Source organism: Pseudomonas sp. NPDC079367 (genome assembly GCF_044542195.1).
GTDB lineage: Bacteria > Pseudomonadota > Gammaproteobacteria > Pseudomonadales > Pseudomonadaceae > Aquipseudomonas.
The window spans coordinates 16240-32759 of the sequence record NZ_JBITTW010000029.1; the positions used below are offsets into that span (position 1 = coordinate 16240).

General features: G+C 61.8%; 16 protein-coding genes. 8 read left to right on the forward strand and 8 right to left on the reverse strand.

Annotated features, from left to right (window positions below):
• Positions 1-105 precede the first annotated feature (105 nt).
• Together ACIGDJ_RS20025 and ACIGDJ_RS20030 are read left to right on the forward strand one after the other, a co-directional pair.
• A complete protein-coding gene (locus tag ACIGDJ_RS20025; RefSeq protein ID WP_101158357.1) occupies positions 106-1071 on the forward strand; it encodes a 2-oxoglutarate and iron-dependent oxygenase domain-containing protein in 966 nt (321 codons plus the stop codon).
• 80 nt (positions 1072-1151) lie between these two features.
• Positions 1152-2105, forward strand: a complete 954-nt coding sequence (locus tag ACIGDJ_RS20030; protein ID WP_065615564.1) for an adenosine deaminase — start codon at positions 1152-1154, stop codon at positions 2103-2105.
• Between the two features lie 121 nt (positions 2106-2226).
• Here ACIGDJ_RS20030 and ACIGDJ_RS20035 read toward each other — a convergent pair whose 3' ends face one another.
• The 3 genes from ACIGDJ_RS20035 to ACIGDJ_RS20045 form a co-directional block, all read right to left on the reverse strand.
• The gene (locus ACIGDJ_RS20035) at positions 2227-3609 is read right to left on the reverse strand and encodes an MFS transporter (protein ID WP_397479423.1); all 1383 of its coding nucleotides are present in this window, start codon (positions 3607-3609) and stop codon (positions 2227-2229) included.
• A 126-nt stretch (positions 3610-3735) separates the two neighbouring features.
• Positions 3736-4470 (reverse strand): helix-turn-helix transcriptional regulator, encoded by a 735-nt coding sequence (locus ACIGDJ_RS20040; RefSeq protein WP_101158225.1) that lies wholly within the window; start codon positions 4468-4470, stop codon positions 3736-3738.
• A gap of 323 nt (positions 4471-4793) precedes the next feature.
• A complete protein-coding gene (locus ACIGDJ_RS20045; RefSeq protein WP_101158227.1) occupies positions 4794-5717 on the reverse strand; it encodes a LysR family transcriptional regulator in 924 nt (307 codons plus the stop codon).
• 119 nt (positions 5718-5836) lie between these two features.
• Between ACIGDJ_RS20045 and ACIGDJ_RS20050 the strand changes: the two genes are divergently transcribed.
• From ACIGDJ_RS20050 to ACIGDJ_RS20060, 3 genes are all read left to right on the forward strand, one after another.
• Positions 5837-6130: a putative quinol monooxygenase gene (locus tag ACIGDJ_RS20050; RefSeq protein WP_101158228.1), complete on the forward strand. Its 294-nt coding sequence runs from the start codon at positions 5837-5839 to the stop codon at positions 6128-6130.
• A 32-nt stretch (positions 6131-6162) separates the two neighbouring features.
• Entirely contained in the window at positions 6163-7176 is a 1014-nt protein-coding gene (locus ACIGDJ_RS20055) for a zinc-binding alcohol dehydrogenase family protein (protein ID WP_397479422.1), read from the forward strand.
• 151 nt (positions 7177-7327) lie between these two features.
• Positions 7328-7501, forward strand: a complete 174-nt coding sequence (locus tag ACIGDJ_RS20060; RefSeq protein WP_178081170.1) for a hypothetical protein — start codon at positions 7328-7330, stop codon at positions 7499-7501.
• Between the two features lie 17 nt (positions 7502-7518).
• Here the strand turns inward: ACIGDJ_RS20060 and ACIGDJ_RS20065 are convergent, their stop codons facing one another.
• Positions 7519-8715, reverse strand: coding sequence for a multidrug effflux MFS transporter (locus tag ACIGDJ_RS20065; protein ID WP_397479421.1), 1197 nt, complete (start codon positions 8713-8715; stop codon positions 7519-7521).
• Positions 8716-8802: 87 nt separating this feature from the next.
• The gene (locus tag ACIGDJ_RS20070; protein ID WP_101158234.1) at positions 8803-9000 is read right to left on the reverse strand and encodes a cation transporter; all 198 of its coding nucleotides are present in this window, start codon (positions 8998-9000) and stop codon (positions 8803-8805) included.
• 148 nt (positions 9001-9148) lie between these two features.
• Here ACIGDJ_RS20070 and ACIGDJ_RS20075 point away from each other — a divergent pair, with 148 nt between their 5' ends.
• The 3 genes from ACIGDJ_RS20075 (at position 9149) to cueR (ending at position 12532) form a co-directional block, all read left to right on the forward strand.
• Positions 9149-9532 (forward strand): hypothetical protein, encoded by a 384-nt coding sequence (locus ACIGDJ_RS20075; protein WP_101158236.1) that lies wholly within the window; start codon positions 9149-9151, stop codon positions 9530-9532.
• Between the two features lie 196 nt (positions 9533-9728).
• Positions 9729-12122, forward strand: coding sequence for a copper resistance metal-translocating P1-type ATPase CueA (cueA, locus tag ACIGDJ_RS20080; RefSeq protein ID WP_397479420.1), 2394 nt, complete (start codon positions 9729-9731; stop codon positions 12120-12122).
• Complete coding sequence (cueR, locus tag ACIGDJ_RS20085) at positions 12119-12532, forward strand: Cu(I)-responsive transcriptional regulator (protein WP_101158240.1); 414 nt, start codon at positions 12119-12121, stop codon at positions 12530-12532. The genes cueA and cueR overlap by 4 nt, the downstream gene beginning before the upstream one ends.
• On the opposite strand, the gene ACIGDJ_RS20090 is transcribed toward cueR, so the two are convergent.
• The 3 genes from ACIGDJ_RS20090 to ACIGDJ_RS20100 all read right to left on the reverse strand — a co-directional run bounded on the left by ACIGDJ_RS20090 (position 12486) and on the right by ACIGDJ_RS20100 (position 16327).
• Positions 12486-13694: an MFS transporter gene (locus ACIGDJ_RS20090; RefSeq protein WP_397479419.1), complete on the reverse strand. Its 1209-nt coding sequence runs from the start codon at positions 13692-13694 to the stop codon at positions 12486-12488. The genes cueR and ACIGDJ_RS20090 overlap by 47 nt on opposite strands.
• A 181-nt stretch (positions 13695-13875) precedes the next feature.
• Positions 13876-14772: a PA4780 family RIO1-like protein kinase gene (locus ACIGDJ_RS20095; protein ID WP_016771829.1), complete on the reverse strand. Its 897-nt coding sequence runs from the start codon at positions 14770-14772 to the stop codon at positions 13876-13878.
• Positions 14773-15049: 277 nt separating this feature from the next.
• Complete coding sequence (locus ACIGDJ_RS20100) at positions 15050-16327, reverse strand: acetyl-CoA C-acetyltransferase (RefSeq protein WP_397479418.1); 1278 nt, start codon at positions 16325-16327, stop codon at positions 15050-15052.
• Positions 16328-16520: the final 193 nt, after the last annotated feature.

Here is a 16520-nt window from a genome sequence, read left to right on the forward strand (position 1 = left end):
CTTCACATTCAACATCATTGTTGCCAGTTGGATCGCCATCGCTGGCAAGCCAGCTCCCACGGTTTTTTCGGTGTTCTCATGTTTGCGTTTCTTCAGGACCAGTGCATGAACAGTCTCCCCATCATCGACATCAGCCCGCTCTACAGCGCCGACGAGAATGCCTGGCCCGCCGTGGCCGGGCAGATCGACCAAGCCTGCCGCGAGTGGGGCTTTTTCTATATCAAGGGCCATCCGATCTCGGCGCAACGCATCGACGCCCTGCTCGATCACGCCCAGCGCTTCTTCGCCCTGCCTGCGGCACAAAAACTCGAAATCGACATCACCCAAACCCGCCACCATCGCGGCTACGGAGCGATTGCCACCGAGCAATTGGACCCGGACAAACCCAGTGATCTGAAAGAAACCTTCGACATGGGCCTGCACTTGCCGGCCGAGCATCCCGAGGTGCTCGCAGAAAAACCTTTGCGAGGCCCCAATCGTCATCCGGCGCAACCCGGCTGGGCAGCGCTGATGGAGCAGCATTACCTCGACATGCAGGCGCTGGCGCAAACCCTGTTGCGGGCGATGACCCTAGCGCTGGGCATCGAGCGCGACTTCTTCGATACGCGATTTGTCGAGCCGGTCAGCGTGTTGCGCATGATCCATTATCCGCCGCGCCACACCGCCAGTTGCGCCGAGCAGCAAGGCGCCGGCGCCCACACCGATTACGGCTGCATCACCCTGCTTTATCAGGACAGCGCCGGCGGCCTGCAGGTGAAGAACGTCAAAGGTGAATGGATCGACGCGCCACCTATCGAGGGCACTTTTGTGGTCAACCTCGGCGACATGATGGCGCGCTGGAGCAACGACCGTTATCGCTCGACACCGCACCGGGTGATCAGCCCGCTGGGTGTCGACCGCTATTCAATGCCGTTCTTCGCCGAACCGCATCCGGACACGCGCATTGAATGCCTGCCTGGTTGTCAGGACGCACAGCACCCGGCGAAATATCCGACGACCACCTGCGCTGAGTTCCTGCTATCGCGCTTCGCCGATACCTACGCCTATCGCCGCGAACAAGCAGCGGTTTAATCAATCAGCTGGTCAGGTTTTGCCAATTGTTGCGGCCGGCCTCTGTAGAATGCCGGCATTGCACCTGATGAGAAAAAACCATGTACGACTGGCTCAACGCCCTGCCCAAAGCCGAACTGCACCTGCATCTGGAAGGTTCGCTGGAGCCTGAATTGCTGTTCGCCCTGGCCGAACGCAACAAGATCGCCCTGCCGTGGAGCGACGTCGAAACCCTGCGCAAGGCTTACGCCTTCAACAATCTGCAGGAATTCCTCGACCTGTATTACCAGGGCGCCGATGTGCTGCGCACTTCGCAGGATTTCTACGACCTGACCTGGGCCTACCTGCTGCGCTGCAAAGCACAGAACGTGATTCACACCGAACCGTTCTTCGATCCGCAGACCCACACCGACCGGGGAATCCCGTTCGAAGTAGTGCTCAACGGCATCGCCGCCGCGCTCAAGGATGGCGAGACGCAACTGGGCATCAGCAGCGGTTTGATCCTCAGCTTCCTGCGCCACCTCAGCGAAGACGAAGCACAGAAAACCCTCGATCAGGCGCTGCCGTTCCGTGATGCGTTTGTCGCGGTCGGCCTCGACAGTTCGGAGATGGGCCACCCGCCGAGCAAATTCAAACGCGTCTTCGATCGCGCCCGCGACGAAGGCTTCCTCACCGTCGCTCACGCCGGTGAAGAAGGCCCGCCGGAGTACATCTGGGAAGCCATCGACCTGCTGAAAATCCAGCGCATCGATCATGGCGTGCGCGCGATCGAAGACGAGCGCCTGATGCAGCGGATCATCGACGAGCAGATCCCCCTGACCGTATGCCCGCTGTCGAACACCAAGCTCTGCGTGTTCGATCATATGTCGCAGCACAACATCCTCGACATGCTCGAACGCGGCGTGAAGGTCACGGTGAACTCCGATGACCCGGCGTACTTCGGTGGTTACGTCACCGAGAACTTCCACGCACTGCACGAACATCTGGGGATGACCCAGGATCAGGCCAGGCGCCTGGCGCAGAACAGTCTGGATGCGCGGTTGGTAAAACCGTAAGTAACATCGCAAAACCAATGTGGGAGCGAGCTTGCTCGCGAATACGGTCTGTCATTCAACGAAGATGTTGTTTGATACACCGCTTTCGCAAGCAAGCTCGCTCCCACAGTTGGTTCAGGGTTCAGCCAATAACTTGTGCTTCGGTCAGCTCCTCCAGTGTTTTGCCCCGCGTCTCCATCCCGAACAGCCACACCACGCCCGCCGCTATCGCAAAGCATGCCGCGCCCAGCGCGAACACTCCGCCCTGCCCGGTAATCGGGAACACCAGCCCGGTCACCAGTGGCCCGAGCAATGAGCCAACGCGACCGATCGCCGAGGCGAACCCAGAGCCGGTTGCCCGTGCCGACGTCGGGTAAAGCTCCGGCGTGTAGGTGTAGAGCACCGCCCACATGCCGAACAGAAAGAATTGCATCAACAACCCGGTGCCAATCAGCAACGCCACGTTGCCGCCGAACACCGCGCTCTGCCCATACAAAAACGCCATCACCCCGCCGCCGAGCAAGGTGACGATACACACCGGTTTACGCCCCCAACTCTCGACCAGCCACGCCGCCATGAGGAAGCCGGGAATCCCGCCGAGCGAGATCAGCACCGTGTAGTACACCGACTGCGTCACGGCGAAACCCGATTGCTGCAGCAAGGCGCTGAGCCAGGAAGTCAGCCCGTAAAAGCCCAGCAATGCGAAGAACCACAGGCTCCAGATCATCGTCGTGCGCTGGCGATACTGCGGCGACCAGATCTGTTTCAGAGCCGAGAAAAAATTACCCGGCGGCGTCACCGTGCGTGGCAAACGAACAGGCTCCGGCAACGCCGCACCGCGCAGCGAAGCACGCACGCGCCTTTCGATGCCGTCCAACACCTTGTCCGCGTCGGCTTCGCGCCCGGCCTGTTCCAGCCAACGCGGCGACTCGGGAATGAAAAAGCGGATCGCCAGAACAAACACCGCCGGCACCGCCAGCACCAGAAAGATATCGCGCCAGCCAATCAGCGGCAGCAGGAAGTACGAGAGCACGCCCGCCGCGACAAAACCCAGCGGCCAGAAGCCGTCCATCAATGCGATGTAACGGCCACGGCGTTGCGCCGGAATCAGCTCCGACAGCATCGATTGGGCGATGGGAAACTCCATGCCCATGCCGATTCCCAGCAGGATGCGCAACAGCGTCAGCGTTTCCACGGTCTGCGCCGTCGAGCACAGGTAACTGGCCACACCCCACAACACGATGCTCCACTGAAAAACCGGTTTGCGCCCGAAGCGGTCGGCGAGCATTCCCGACAACGACGCCCCGAGCACCATGCCGAAGAAGCTCGAGCTGGCCAGCAGGCCGGCTTGCGCACTGCTCAGGCCGAACTCGGCTTTGATCGAGCCGAGCAGGAACGTCATCATCGCCAGATCCATGGAATCGAAGAAAAACGCCAGGGCAATGATGATGAAAATGACGCGGTGATAACCACTGAGCGGCAGCCGTTCCAGGCGCTCTGCCGCGCTAAAGCGTTGTGTATTCATGTTGCGCTCCCCATCCGGAAAATCCCCGGATCGAGTGTGCGTGATGGTCATTCAGAGGTCGTACTGGATGCGACCTGTTCACAGCCGTAGGCGACGTTGCGCTTCAGTTCATCCCGGAGCAGCGCTCTAGAACGCTGTTTCCAGCTCGGTTTCCTTGGCAAAGCGATGAATTTCGCACTGGCCGGTGGCGGTCAACTGCAAGGCACGCGAATCGTTGGGCAAGGTCAGCCAGCCGGACTGCATGAACAACTGCAGTAGCGCCGCGCCCAGTGAGCCGCCCATGTGCGGACGGCGCTCGCTCCAGTCCGGGCAGGCGCAAGCGACCTGCACGTTGCGGTGCGCCAGGGCCTGAATGAACACGCCGCGCTGGGCCAGTCGGGTTGAGCCCTTGTGCGTCACCACGACCCGTTGCTCGAGTTGTTCGATCCAGCCCGCATCGAGCAGGCGCTGATACAGGTCGGCTGCCAGAGTGCCGCCCAGATGATCGTCGCAGAACCGCGCGCGCAACAGCGAAGACGGCGCCGCCTGCGGCTTGACCATCGGCGTGGTGTGTTTCAGCGCGGCAGGCACTTGCCGTGGTGCGCTGGCAATGGTGGCGCTGGCCAGCGCCTCGATCGCCGCGCCCACCTCCGGCGCTGCCAGGCGGAAGAAGCGTTTGCGCCCACGCATTTCGATGTTCAACAGTCCACCTGCGGACAGTCGCCCCAGATGCGCACTGGCCGACGACGGCGAGAGCCCGGCCAGCAACGCCAGCTCCTCGGCTTGCCGCGCCGAGCCATCCATCAACGCCCACATCATTGCGCTGCGCTTGGGGTCGGCCAGCAATGTCGCGATCTGGCTGATGCACGGTGCATTTTCCATTTGTTCACTCCCTGTCGAATCGTATCGTCTACCGCTCGGAGACATCTTGGCCGCTAATGGCTGATCGGCCAACACGCGAAAACCGCCCTGGATCGGGGCAATGCTTGCCACCGACACCAGCTGCTCCGGCACACAACCTTGCAGCAGAGTTGCAACCGCCACCAAAAAGCCGGCAACGCGTTACGGGATCTGCGCGCCAGGTGTCAGTGCAAGCATGAGGCGGGCGCTAGTATAAGCGGGTTAAGCCAGACGTCCTGCGCCTGTACCTGCGCAGTTGGCGATTGTTCCTGACAGAAATTTCTCTATTTACCTGCGACTAATGATCAACTTTTGAGAAAGCCGGGAAACTGACTATTCAATTCGGCGCATCGGCTGGTGAGCATCTCTCTCAGCAGGTTCACCGGCTTACTCAATTGTGCGCGATGGGCGCACAACAGATTCAGCGGTGCGCGCTCGCACAGCAGTTCCGGCATCAGCACTTTCAGGCGCCCGGCCAGCACATCGGTGCCGACGTCGAGCCAGGATTTGTAGGCGATGCCGGCGCCCGCCAGTGCCCATAACCGCACGACGTCGGCATCATCGCTGAAGCGGTCGCCGCTGACGGTCAGGCTGACTTCGCGTTTGCCATCGTGAAAACTCCAATGGTCATGAACGCGACTGCCGAGCATGTAGAGCAGGCAATTGTGCTGAGCCAGTTGCTCGAGCTGACGCGGCTCGCCATGCCGGGCCAGATAATCGGGGGATGCGCACAGCACGCGGCGATTGTGCGGGGCGATGGGCAAGGCGATCAGGCTGGAATCTTCCGGCTCGCCATAGCGCAGAGCAATGTCTACCGGTTGCCGGAACAAATCGGCGATCCGGTCGCCAAGCAACAACCGCACCGTCAGTTTCGGGTGCTCTCGCTGAAATGCGTCGAGCCACGGCAGCAGCAGATTGCGCCCGAAGTCCGACGGCGCCGACAGCTGCAGGATCCCGCTGACCTGATCCTGACCGCTGGCGAGCAGACGACGCCCTTCGTCGAGATTGCTCAGGGCGGCGCGGGCATATTCGAGGAAGCCTTCGCCCTCGGCGGTCAGGCGCAGGCTGCGGGTCGATCGCGCGAGCAGCCGCGCACCGAGTTGTTGCTCGATGCGCTTCAACGCCGCGCTGGCCACGGCTGCGGACATGTCCATCACCCGTGCCGCCGCCGACAGGCTACCCAGGTCCGCAGCACGGACAAACAACTGCAAGTCATCAAAACGCAGCATGCGCAGCACCGATTATCAAAAAAACATTGAAGGAGACTGCTCTTTTAGCCGGTTTTATCGTGCAGAGAAATAGCCAATGATGGCCCCCATCGATTTCGTCCCGACTTTGGAGTCCACGCATGTCCCAGCCCTTTACCGCTGTCGCCACACTGACCGCCAAAACCGGCCAGCAGGACGTTCTCGAACAGGCCCTGCGCGCCCTCGTCGAACCGAGCCGCGCCGAGCCAGGTTGTGGGCAGTACGACCTGCACCGCGACCTCGCCGATCCGCAGGTTTTTTATGTGATCGAACAGTGGGCCAGTGACGAGATTCTTGAGGCGCATAACGCCAGCGCGCATTTTCTGAATTTTCAGACCAGCGCCGGCCACGCCATCGAACACTTTCAGCTCAAGCGCCTAGGCGCGATTGCCTGATTTCTTCTTCTATTAACTGTACAGAGCCACTTATGAAAGCCATCGCCTATTACGCGTCCCTGCCGATCAGCGACGCCAAATCCCTGCAGGACATCGAACTGCCAGAACCGCTTGCCGGTCCGCGCGATCTGCTGGTGGAGGTCAAAGCCATCTCGGTCAACCCGGTCGACACCAAAGTGCGGCAGAACGCGGCGCCGGAAAACGGTGCGGCGAAAGTGCTGGGCTGGGACGTTGCCGGTGTGGTCAAGGCCATCGGCAGCGACGTCACCCTGTTCAAGGCGGGCGACAAGGTTTTCTACGCCGGATCGATTGCCCGGGCCGGTGGCAACAGCGAGCTGCACGTTGTCGATGAGCGCATCGTCGGCCACATGCCCAAGTCCCTTGGTTTCGCCGAAGCCGCCGCGCTGCCGCTGACCGCGATCACCGCATGGGAATTGCTTTTCGAGCGCCTGCAAGTCAGCGAAGGCAGCACCGATCAAGGCCAAAGCCTGCTGATCGTCGGCGCGGCGGGCGGAGTCGGCTCGATCCTCACCCAATTGGCCAAGCAGTTGACCGGCCTGAAAGTGATCGGCACCGCCTCCCGCGCGCAAACCCGCGACTGGGTCAGCGAACTGGGTGCCGACCTGGTCATCGATCACAGCCAGCCGCTGAGCGAAGAACTCAAGCGCGCCGGAATCGACAGCGTGACCCATGTTGCCAGCCTGACCCAGACTGATCAGCATTTGCCGCAACTGGTCGAAGCCCTCGCGCCGCAAGGCAAACTGGCACTGATCGATGATCCGAAGTCGCTCGATATCAGCCTGCTCAAGCGCAAGAGCCTGTCGCTGCACTGGGAATTCATGTACACCCGTTCGCTGTTCGAAACGCCGGACATGATCGAACAGCACAAGCTGCTCAACCGCGTCGCCGAGCTGATTGACGCGGGCATTTTGAAGACCACTCTGGGCGAGCACTTCGGCGTGATCAACGCGGCCAACTTGCGTCGCGCCCATGAATTGCTGGAAAGCGGCAAGGCCAAGGGGAAAATTGTTTTAGAAGGTTTCTAAAAACACAAAACCTCGCAGTCGCTGCTCTGCCAGAGCGGCTGCGAGGTTTTTTGCCGTCAGTCAGTTGCTTGACCCTTGTCACAATTGCGCGGGAATCGGGGTCTACAATCGAAGCCTCTGCGATACATCTTTTACGCAAGGGAGGTCAGCAATGAAAATCCTGATAAAAGAAGTGGCAAAGTCTCAATGGCAAGTGCGCCTGGACCAGCACGTCGTGACCTTTCGCAGCGAAGCCGAGGCTCTGGCCTTCACGCGTACCCTCGAAGCGCGACTCTGCGCGCCCCACCAGATCCCCGAACCCAGCCAGCAGCGCGCTGCCGGCTGAGTTTTTTTAACGGGTCTTTAACCCTGGGCTTGCGCCAGCGCCCGGCCATTCTGCAGACGCCGGGTGAGCAGCGCGACGCCCACCACCAACAAACCGCACAAGCTGATGACCATGGCCATCGGCACGGCGCTGCCATCGTGCAACGCCCCCACCAATGCTGCGGCGCCGGCGGCGATGCTGAATTGCAGGCAACCGAGCATCGCCGACGCACTGCCGGCGCGGGCGCCCTGACCGTTCATCGCGCAAGCCGAGGCGTTGGGAATGATGCATCCGAGGCTGGCAATGCAGATGAAGAGCGGAATCAGCAACGGCCAAAGCGCTTCCGGGCGCATTGCGCTGACCGCCAGCAACGTCAGCCCGGCGAGGAAATACACCCACACCGCGCGCACCAGCAGAAACGCCGGGCCACGTTTGGCCAGCAGACGCGCATTGACCTGCGCCACCAGAATAAAGCCCGCCGCGTTGGTGCCGAATAGCCAGCCGAAATGCTCGGCCGGTACGCCGTAGCGCTTGATGAACACAAACGGTGAACCGGCGATATAGGCAAACATCCCGGCGATGGCGATGCCGCCGGTCAGGGCATGGCCGAGGTAGACCGAGTCCTTGACCAGTCGCGCGTACTGGCGCAACGCGCCGGACAACGGCTGGCGTGGCACGTGGGCCGGCATGCTTTCGGGCAGACCCAATGCCACCGCCAGACCTGCCGCCGCACTGAAACCGGTCAGAACCAGAAAAATCGACTGCCACCCCGTGGTGTTGACGAGCAGCCCACCCAGCATCGGCGCCAGAATCGGCGCCAGGCCCATCACCAGCATCAACTGGGAAAACACCTTCGCCGACCCCACCGCGTCGCACTTGTCGGCCACCACCGCACGGGAAATCACCATGCCTGCGCAGCCACCGAGTGCCTGGACGAATCGCGCGCCGATCAGCCATTCCAGACTCGGCGCGTAGGCGCAGGCCAATGACGCCAGCGTGAACAGGGCAACGCCGCTGAGTAGCGGAAGCCGCCGGCCAAAACGATCGGAGATCGGCCCGTAAGCCAGTTGGCCCAAAGACAAACCGAGGAAGTACGCTGCCAGCGTCAGCTGGACATGCTGCTCATCGGTGCCGAACGCCAGCGCCATGGCGGGAAACGCAGGTAAGTAGAAGTCGATCGCCAAGGGACCGAAAGCGCTCAAGGCGCCGAGTATCAAAATCGTGCGGAAATTCATCAGGCATCCAGGTGGGCAAGTCGCAGCCCGACAGTCTAGCCGCGCCCGGACGCCTTGAACATTCCGATAGCTCGCTAACGATCAATTTCAGACGAGCTTCACTTCATAACCCTCTTCGCGAATCGCTTCGATCACCTGATCGGCACTCAGCGCGCTTTCGACCCCAACTTCCCTGGCTGCCAGATCGACGCGCACACTGGCTGCCGGGTCCATGGCCTGCACCGCTTGAGTAATGGCTTTGACGCAATGACCGCAGGACATGCCTTGAACATTGAACACTTGCATGGGAAGACTCCTTTGAGTGAGATTGCCGGCAGTTTCGAGCTTGCCACGATGGCAAGGTCAAGTTCTGCGAGAAACTGCCGGGCTGGCATTCGGCGCCGCGCTCGGCCAAGCTGCGTGCATCAATGACTGAAATTCAGGAGATTCAGCCATGCGCTGGTCAGCTTTGAGCCTGTTTGGCTTGCTCAGCCTCTTCGCCGCCGCCCCGCAGGTGCAAGCCGCCGGTGAGGATTACGCGGTACTGATCATTTCCCGCGAACGCCTTGAAGTTGCGACCTCGTGCGAGATCGGCGTGTACATCCAGGACCAGCTCTCGGCGCGCCTGTTTCAGGAGCAGAGCACTTCCTTCAACTTGCCACCGGGCAAGGTCTCGCTGCGCTTGAAACTGCTGCCGGGCCAGGCGCCGGGCTGCAATCCCGGCATGCTCGCGCCGGGTTCGCAGGAAATTGTGCTGCATGCAGGAGATGTATTGAAGTTTCGCCTGGCGATGAATGCCGAAGGCGTGTACCTGAAACCTGCAGGCCTCGGTTACTGACCGAACTTGCGATCTGTGGAGCGGGCTTGCTCGCGAATGCGGCGGGTCATCAAACGATGATGGCGACTGATACGCCGCCTTCGCGAGCAAGCCCGCTCCCACATTCTGGCACTGCGTCATATCGCGAAACTGGTGCTTGACCTTGCCCGCATGGCAAGGTTGATCCTGTAGGCATTCACTACAGGGAGCGCGACCGATGTCCGAATCCACCACTTTCGATCTGCCGATTGCCGGCATGACCTGCGCCAGTTGCGCCGGGCGTGTCGAGCGGGCCTTGCGCAAGGTCAGCGGCGCCAGTGCCGTCAGTGTCAACCTGGCCACCGAACAGGCCCGGGTACAGGCGCCCGGTGACAGCCTGCCGGCGCTGATGCAGGCCGTGGAGCGCGCCGGCTACAGCGTGCCCAGGCAAACCGTCGAACTGAGCATCGACGGCATGACCTGCGCGTCCTGCGTCGGTCGCGTCGAACGTGCCCTGAACAAAGTCGCCGGCGTGAACAGCGTCAGCGTCAATCTGGCCAACGAACGTGCGCACATCGAATTGCTCGGCCAGGTCGATACGCAAACCCTGCTCGACGCGGTGAGCAAGGCCGGTTACTCGGCCAGCGTCTGGCAAGCCGAAGCGCCGCAATCCAATGACCAGCAAAAACGCCTGCACCGCGAGCGCTGGGCATTGATCTGCGCGATCGCCCTCGCTCTGCCGCTGGTGTTGCCGATGTTCCTGCAGCCGTTCGGTATTCACTGGATGCTCCCGGCCTGGGCGCAATTCGCCCTCGCCACACCCGTGCAATTCATCTTCGGCGCACGCTTTTATGTCGCGGCGTGGAAAGCCGTGCGCGCCGGCGCCGGCAACATGGACCTGCTCGTCGCCCTGGGCACCAGCGCCGGTTATGGCCTGAGCGTGTATGAATGGGCCAGCGCCGCCGGACGCATGCCGCACTTGTATTTCGAAGCCTCGGCCGTGGTCATAGCGCTGGTGCTGCTCGGCAAATATCTTGAGAGCCGCGCCAAACGCCAGACCGCCAGCGCCATCCGTGCGCTCGAAGCACTGCGGCCGGAGCGGGCGATTCAAGTCATCGACGGGCGTGAGCAGGACGTTGCCATCAGCGCCCTGCGCCTTGACGATCTGGTGCTGGTCAAACCCGGCGAACGCTTCCCGGTGGATGGCGAAGTCGTCGAAGGTCAGAGCCACGCCGACGAAGCGCTGATCAGCGGCGAAAGCCTGCCGGTGCCGAAACAACCGGGCGACAAGGTCACCGGCGGCGCGATCAACGGCGAGGGTCGCTTGCTGGTGCGCACCCAGGCGCTCGGTGCGGAAACCGTGCTGGCGCGGATCATTCGTTTGGTCGAAGACGCACAAGCGGCAAAAGCGCCGATTCAGAAATTGGTCGACAAGGTCAGCCTGGTTTTCGTGCCGACCGTGTTGCTGATCGCTTTGGCCACGCTGATCGGCTGGTGGTTGTATGGTGCGCCGCTGGAAACTGCGGTGATCAATGCCGTCGCCGTGCTGGTGATCGCCTGCCCGTGCGCCCTCGGCCTCGCCACCCCGACCGCGATCATGGCCGGCACTGGGGTGGCGGCGCGTCATGGGATTCTGATCAAGGACGCCGAAGCGCTGGAGCGCGCCCATGAAGTCAGCAGTGTGGTGTTCGATAAAACCGGCACCCTGACCTCGGGCACGCCGCGAATTGCTCACTTCAGTGCAGTCGACGGCGACGAAGAAAACCTGCTGACACTGGCCGGCGCGTTGCAGCGCGGCAGCGAGCATCCGCTGGCCAAAGCCGTGCTGGATGCAGCCGCCGAGCGTGGCTTGAACGTGCCCGATATCAGCGCCAGCCAGTCGCTGACCGGACGCGGAATTGCCGGCACGCTAGATGGCCGGCATCTGGCGCTGGGCAATCGGCGGATGCTCGACGAAAGCGGTCTGCGCGCCGGTAATTTGAGCGCATCCGCCGAGGCCTGGGAAAGCGAAGGTCGCACATTGTCGTGGTTGATCGAACAAAGCCCTGAGCCGCAAGTGCTTGGCCTGTTCGCCTTCGGTGACACGCTGAAACCCGGCGCATTGCAAGCGGTGCAACAACTCGCCGCGCGGGATATCCAGAGCCACCTGCTGACCGGCGACAACCGCGGCAGCGCACGCGTGGTGGCCGAGGCCTTGGGCATCCGCAATGTTCACGCCGAAGTGCTGCCTGCCGACAAGGCCGCGACGGTGGCCGAGCTGAAGAAAACCGGCGTGGTCGCCATGATCGGTGACGGCATCAACGACGCCCCGGCTCTCGCCGCTGCAGACATCGGCATCGCCATGGGTGGCGGCACCGATGTCGCCATGCACGCTGCCGGCATCACTCTGATGCGCGGCGATCCGCGACTGGTGCCGGCGGCGCTGGAGATCAGCCGCAAGACCTACGCGAAGATTCGTCAGAACCTGTTCTGGGCCTTCGTCTACAACCTGATCGGCATTCCGCTGGCGGTGTTCGGCTTCCTCAATCCGGTGCTGGCTGGTGCGGCGATGGCATTGTCGAGCGTCAGCGTGGTGAGCAATGCGCTACTGTTGAAAACCTGGAAACCCAAGGACCTGGAGGAACACCGATGAACATCGGCCAAGCGGCCCGACAAAGTGGCCTGAGCGCAAAAATGATTCGCTATTACGAGTCGATCGGCCTGCTCAAAGCGGCCAATCGCACCGACAGCGGCTATCGCGTGTACGGCAGCGATGACCTGCACACACTGGCATTCATCAAACGTTCGCGGGATCTGGGCTTCTCTCTGGAGGAAGTCGGCAAGCTGTTGACCCTCTGGCAGGATCGCCAGCGTGCCAGCGCCGACGTTAAGGCCCTGGCGCGCCAGCACATCGATGAGCTGAACCAGAAGATCCGCGAGCTCGGTGAGCTGCGCGACACCCTGCAGGATCTGGTCGAGCACTGCAGTGGCGACCATCGCCCGGACTGCCCGATCCTCAAGGAATTGGCGTCGGGCTGCGCCGCGCAACCCGCTCGCGCCTGATCCGCAACAGCGTCACAACGCCCAGGGCGCACAAGGGAATGCCGTGAAACAGCATGACCACGGCACCCGGCGTCCACCACGCATAGAAGGGCGCGGCGACGAGCATGCCGATGCCGAAACCGGTCATCTGCAGCAAGGTCAGCACGCTGAAAATCGGCAAGCGTAACGCCGCAGGCTCTCGTTGCAGACGAGACATCAGACTGACTTCGGACACCCCGTCACCGAGCCCGGCCGGCAAGGCGAACAGCAGCAGCCCCAAGAGACTGTGCTGCTGGAACATCAGAATGAAACCGCACGACATCAACGCCACGCCGCAGAAAAACCGGCGCTCGAGATGGCTGTTGTCCGAGCCTTTCAGGTGGCTGGCGATGCGCGCGCCGAGCAGTTTGCCGCTGGCCCAGACCGCCAGCGCGAGGCCCAGAGTCGTGCTCGCCGCATCGGGTGTGAGGAGTTTCGAAATGATCGGGAAACCGACGTTATGCGCCGCACTGCCCAAGGTATCCGCCATGGTGACTGCGAGCATCGCCGCCACCACCGGCGCCGAGCGCAGGCCCTGCCGGAGCGCAAACCATTCGCCGCGTTCGGGCTGTTCGCTGATTTGTGCCGGTGCGAAACGCAGCGGCACGATCAGCAGCGCGGCGAGCAAATAGGTCAGCGCGTTGAGGGCAAAGACTGTTTCGAAACCAAAAGCGGCCACCAGCAACCCCGACACCAGACTGCCGCCAACCATTGCCGCTGAAGAGGCGGAGGTTATCCAGGCATTCGCCTTGAGCAGTTGCGCCGATTCGATCAAGCGTGGCAACTGGCTGTTGAGGCCGATGGCGAACATTGAATTGCCCAGGCCAAGGCCGAAGGCGATGACTGGCAACAGCCAGGTTTGCTGACTCGCCGGGGTGACAAGCAGCAGTGCCAGCAGCACGGCGCGTAGCAGGTCGAAAGCGATCAGCGGCGCGCGGCCCTGCCAGCGTCGGTAAAACCGTGTGCCGATCAGGCTGGCAAAAATTCCGCCACCGACGCGACTGGCAAGAAAGACGCCGACGCTCATGGCGCTGTTGCTCAGCAAATAGACGTAAGTGGCCAGTGCGACCATGTTGAGGAAGGCGCCGAAATCGGAGATCAGCCGGGCGCTTACGATCAGATGGGTGTTGCGTGGGGTGCTCACATACGGTCCTTGTAGGAGCTGCCGAAGGCTCGGGCCGCGTTCGGACGTTCTTTTGATCTTGCCCTTTAAAAGCAACAACAAAGATCGCAGCCTTCGGCAGCTCCTACAAGGGGCATGCTCGCTATTGCGCAATAGCGCAGGCACAAAAAACCCGGCCGAAGCCGGGTTTTCCATCAAGCGATCACTGCATCCACGGCGGTGGAGGCGGTTCTTCGGGTTTGCCTTTCGGCGCGTCGTCCGCCGCGCGAATGGCTTGCTTGCGTTCCTCGTCGAGGCGCGCCGCTTCGATCTCTCGCAGCACCCCGCCGACATCGGCCAGGTCTTCCGGATCGTCGAACTCGCCGGTCAGCACACTGTTCGGGTGCAAGGTGCCGGCTTCGTACAATGCCCACATTTCCTTGGCGTACTTGGTCTTCTTCAATTCCGGCGCGAAACGGCCGAAGTACGAAGCCATGTTGCCAACGTCACGTTCGAGCATGCTGAACGCATGGTTGTTGCCCGCAGCGTCGACTGCCTGGGGCAGGTCGATGATGACCGGGCCGGTCGGTGTCAGCAGCACGTTGAACTCGGAGAGGTCACCGTGCACCAGACCGGTACACAACATCAGCACGATCTGCGAGATCAGGAACGCGTGATATTCGCGCGCCTGATCCGGCTCAAGTACCACATCGTTCAGACGCGGCGCGGCGTCGCCGAATTCGTCGGCCACCAGCTCCATCAACAGCACGCCGTCGAGGAAGTCATAGGGTTTGGGCACTCGCACACCGGCGCCGGCCAAGCGGAACAGCGCCGCCACTTCGGCGTTCTGCCAGGCGTCTTCGGTCTCTTTGCGACCGAACTTGGACCCCTTCGCCATGGCCCGCGCCTGACGACTGTTGCGAACCTTGCGGCCTTCCTGATATTCGGCCGCCTGGCGGAAACTGCGTTTGTTAGCCTCCTTGTAGACCTTGGCGCAACGTAACTGATTGCCGCAGCGCACTACATAAACAGCTGCCTCTTTGCCACTCATCAGTGGACGCAGCACTTCGTCGACCAGACCGTCCTCGATCAGGGGTTCAATGCGTTTTGGAGTCTTCATCAGCTTTTATTGTGGGTCCTTTATTACCAAACACGCGAATGTCACTCGTTATACGGCAATCCTCGCCCGACGGGGAGGGGTTGCCGACCTGTGAACCTTGAGGATGCACACACTGTGCCGGTTAAATCGCGGTCACACCGCAGCGACCGCTGGGAATCATAGCCGAGACCGTGGCATTGATCGGTACCAGCCGGCAAGGGCATTTGCGACAGAATCTGACATGCACATGCATCGAGGATCTTGTGGGGGCAAGCTCGCCTCCACATTGGAATACGGCTCAGCGTTCGATGATGACGGTGACGCCCTGCCCGCCCGCCGCGCAAATCGAGATCAACCCTCGCCCCCGACCCGCCGCCTCCAGCAGCTTGGCCAGATTCGCCACAATTCGCCCGCCCGTCGCAGCAAATGGATGCCCCGCCGCCAGCGAACTGCCCTTGACGTTGAGCCGGCTGCGGTCTATCGAACCCAGCGGTGCGTCCAGTCCCAGTCGAGTCTTGCAATACTCCGCATCTTCCCAAGCCTTGAGCGTGCACAGTACCTGCGCGGCGAACGCTTCGTGAATTTCGTAGTAATCGAAATCCTGCAACGTCAGCCCATTGCGCGCCAGCAAGCGTGGCACGGCATACACCGGGGCCATCAGCAGGCCCTCGGTGCCATTGACGAAATCCACCGCCGCCGCTTCGCCGTCGCGCAAGTAGGCAAGGATCGGCAAGCCGCGCTCTTTGGCCCATTCTTCACTGCCGAGCAAGACCAGCGAAGCTCCATCGGTGAGCGGCGTGGAGTTGCCTGCCGTCAGGGTGCCCCTGGCGCTTTTTTCGAACGCCGGTTTCAGCGTGGCGAGTTTTTCCAGGGTCAGGTCCGGGCGCAGGTTGTTGTCGCGGGTCAGGCCGAGGAATGGCGTCATCAGATCGTTGTGCCAGCCTTCGCTGTAGGAAGCGGCAAGTTTATGGTGACTTTCGAGGGCGAGTTGATCCTGTGCTTCGCGGGGAATATTCCAGGTCTGCGCCATCAATTCACAGTGCTCGCCCATCGACAGGCCAGTGCGCGGCTCGCCGTTGCGCGGGAATTCGGGGATCAAATGCTGGGGGCGCAACTGCAGAAGGGTTTTCAGTTTGTCGCCGGTGCTCTTGGCGCGGTTGGCCTGCAGAAGGACCCTGCGCAGGCCTTCGCTGACGCTGATCGGCGCGTCCGAGGTGGTGTCGACACCGCCAGCGATGCCGCAGTCGATCTGACCGAGGGCAATCTTGTTGGCCACCAGCAATGCCGCTTCCAGACCGGTGCCGCAGGCTTGCTGAATGTCATAGGCGGGCGTCGCCGCAGACAAGCGCGAGCCAAGCACGCATTCGCGGGTCAGGTTCATATCCCGTGACAATTTAAGCACCGCGCCCGCCACCACCTCGCCGATGCGCTGGCCGTGCAGGTTGTAGCGTTCGATCAGGCCTTCGAGGGCGGCGGTGAGCATCGCCTGATTGCTGGCCGTGGCGTACGGTCCGTTGGAGCGGGCGAAGGGGATACGGTTACCGCCGATGATCGCGACGCGGCGCAGCTGGGTCATGAATAACTCCTGTGGACTTTGCGGATTCACATGGAACCCTGTGGGAGCTGGCTTGCCAGCGATGGGGGCGGCATTCCCAACCCTTCAGCGGCTGACACTCCGCCATCGCGGGCAAGCCCGCTACCACAGGGTCAGTGGTCTACTCTGCTAAACCAGCGTAGGCCTTATTGCACCGATCGAACGATTGATTGCC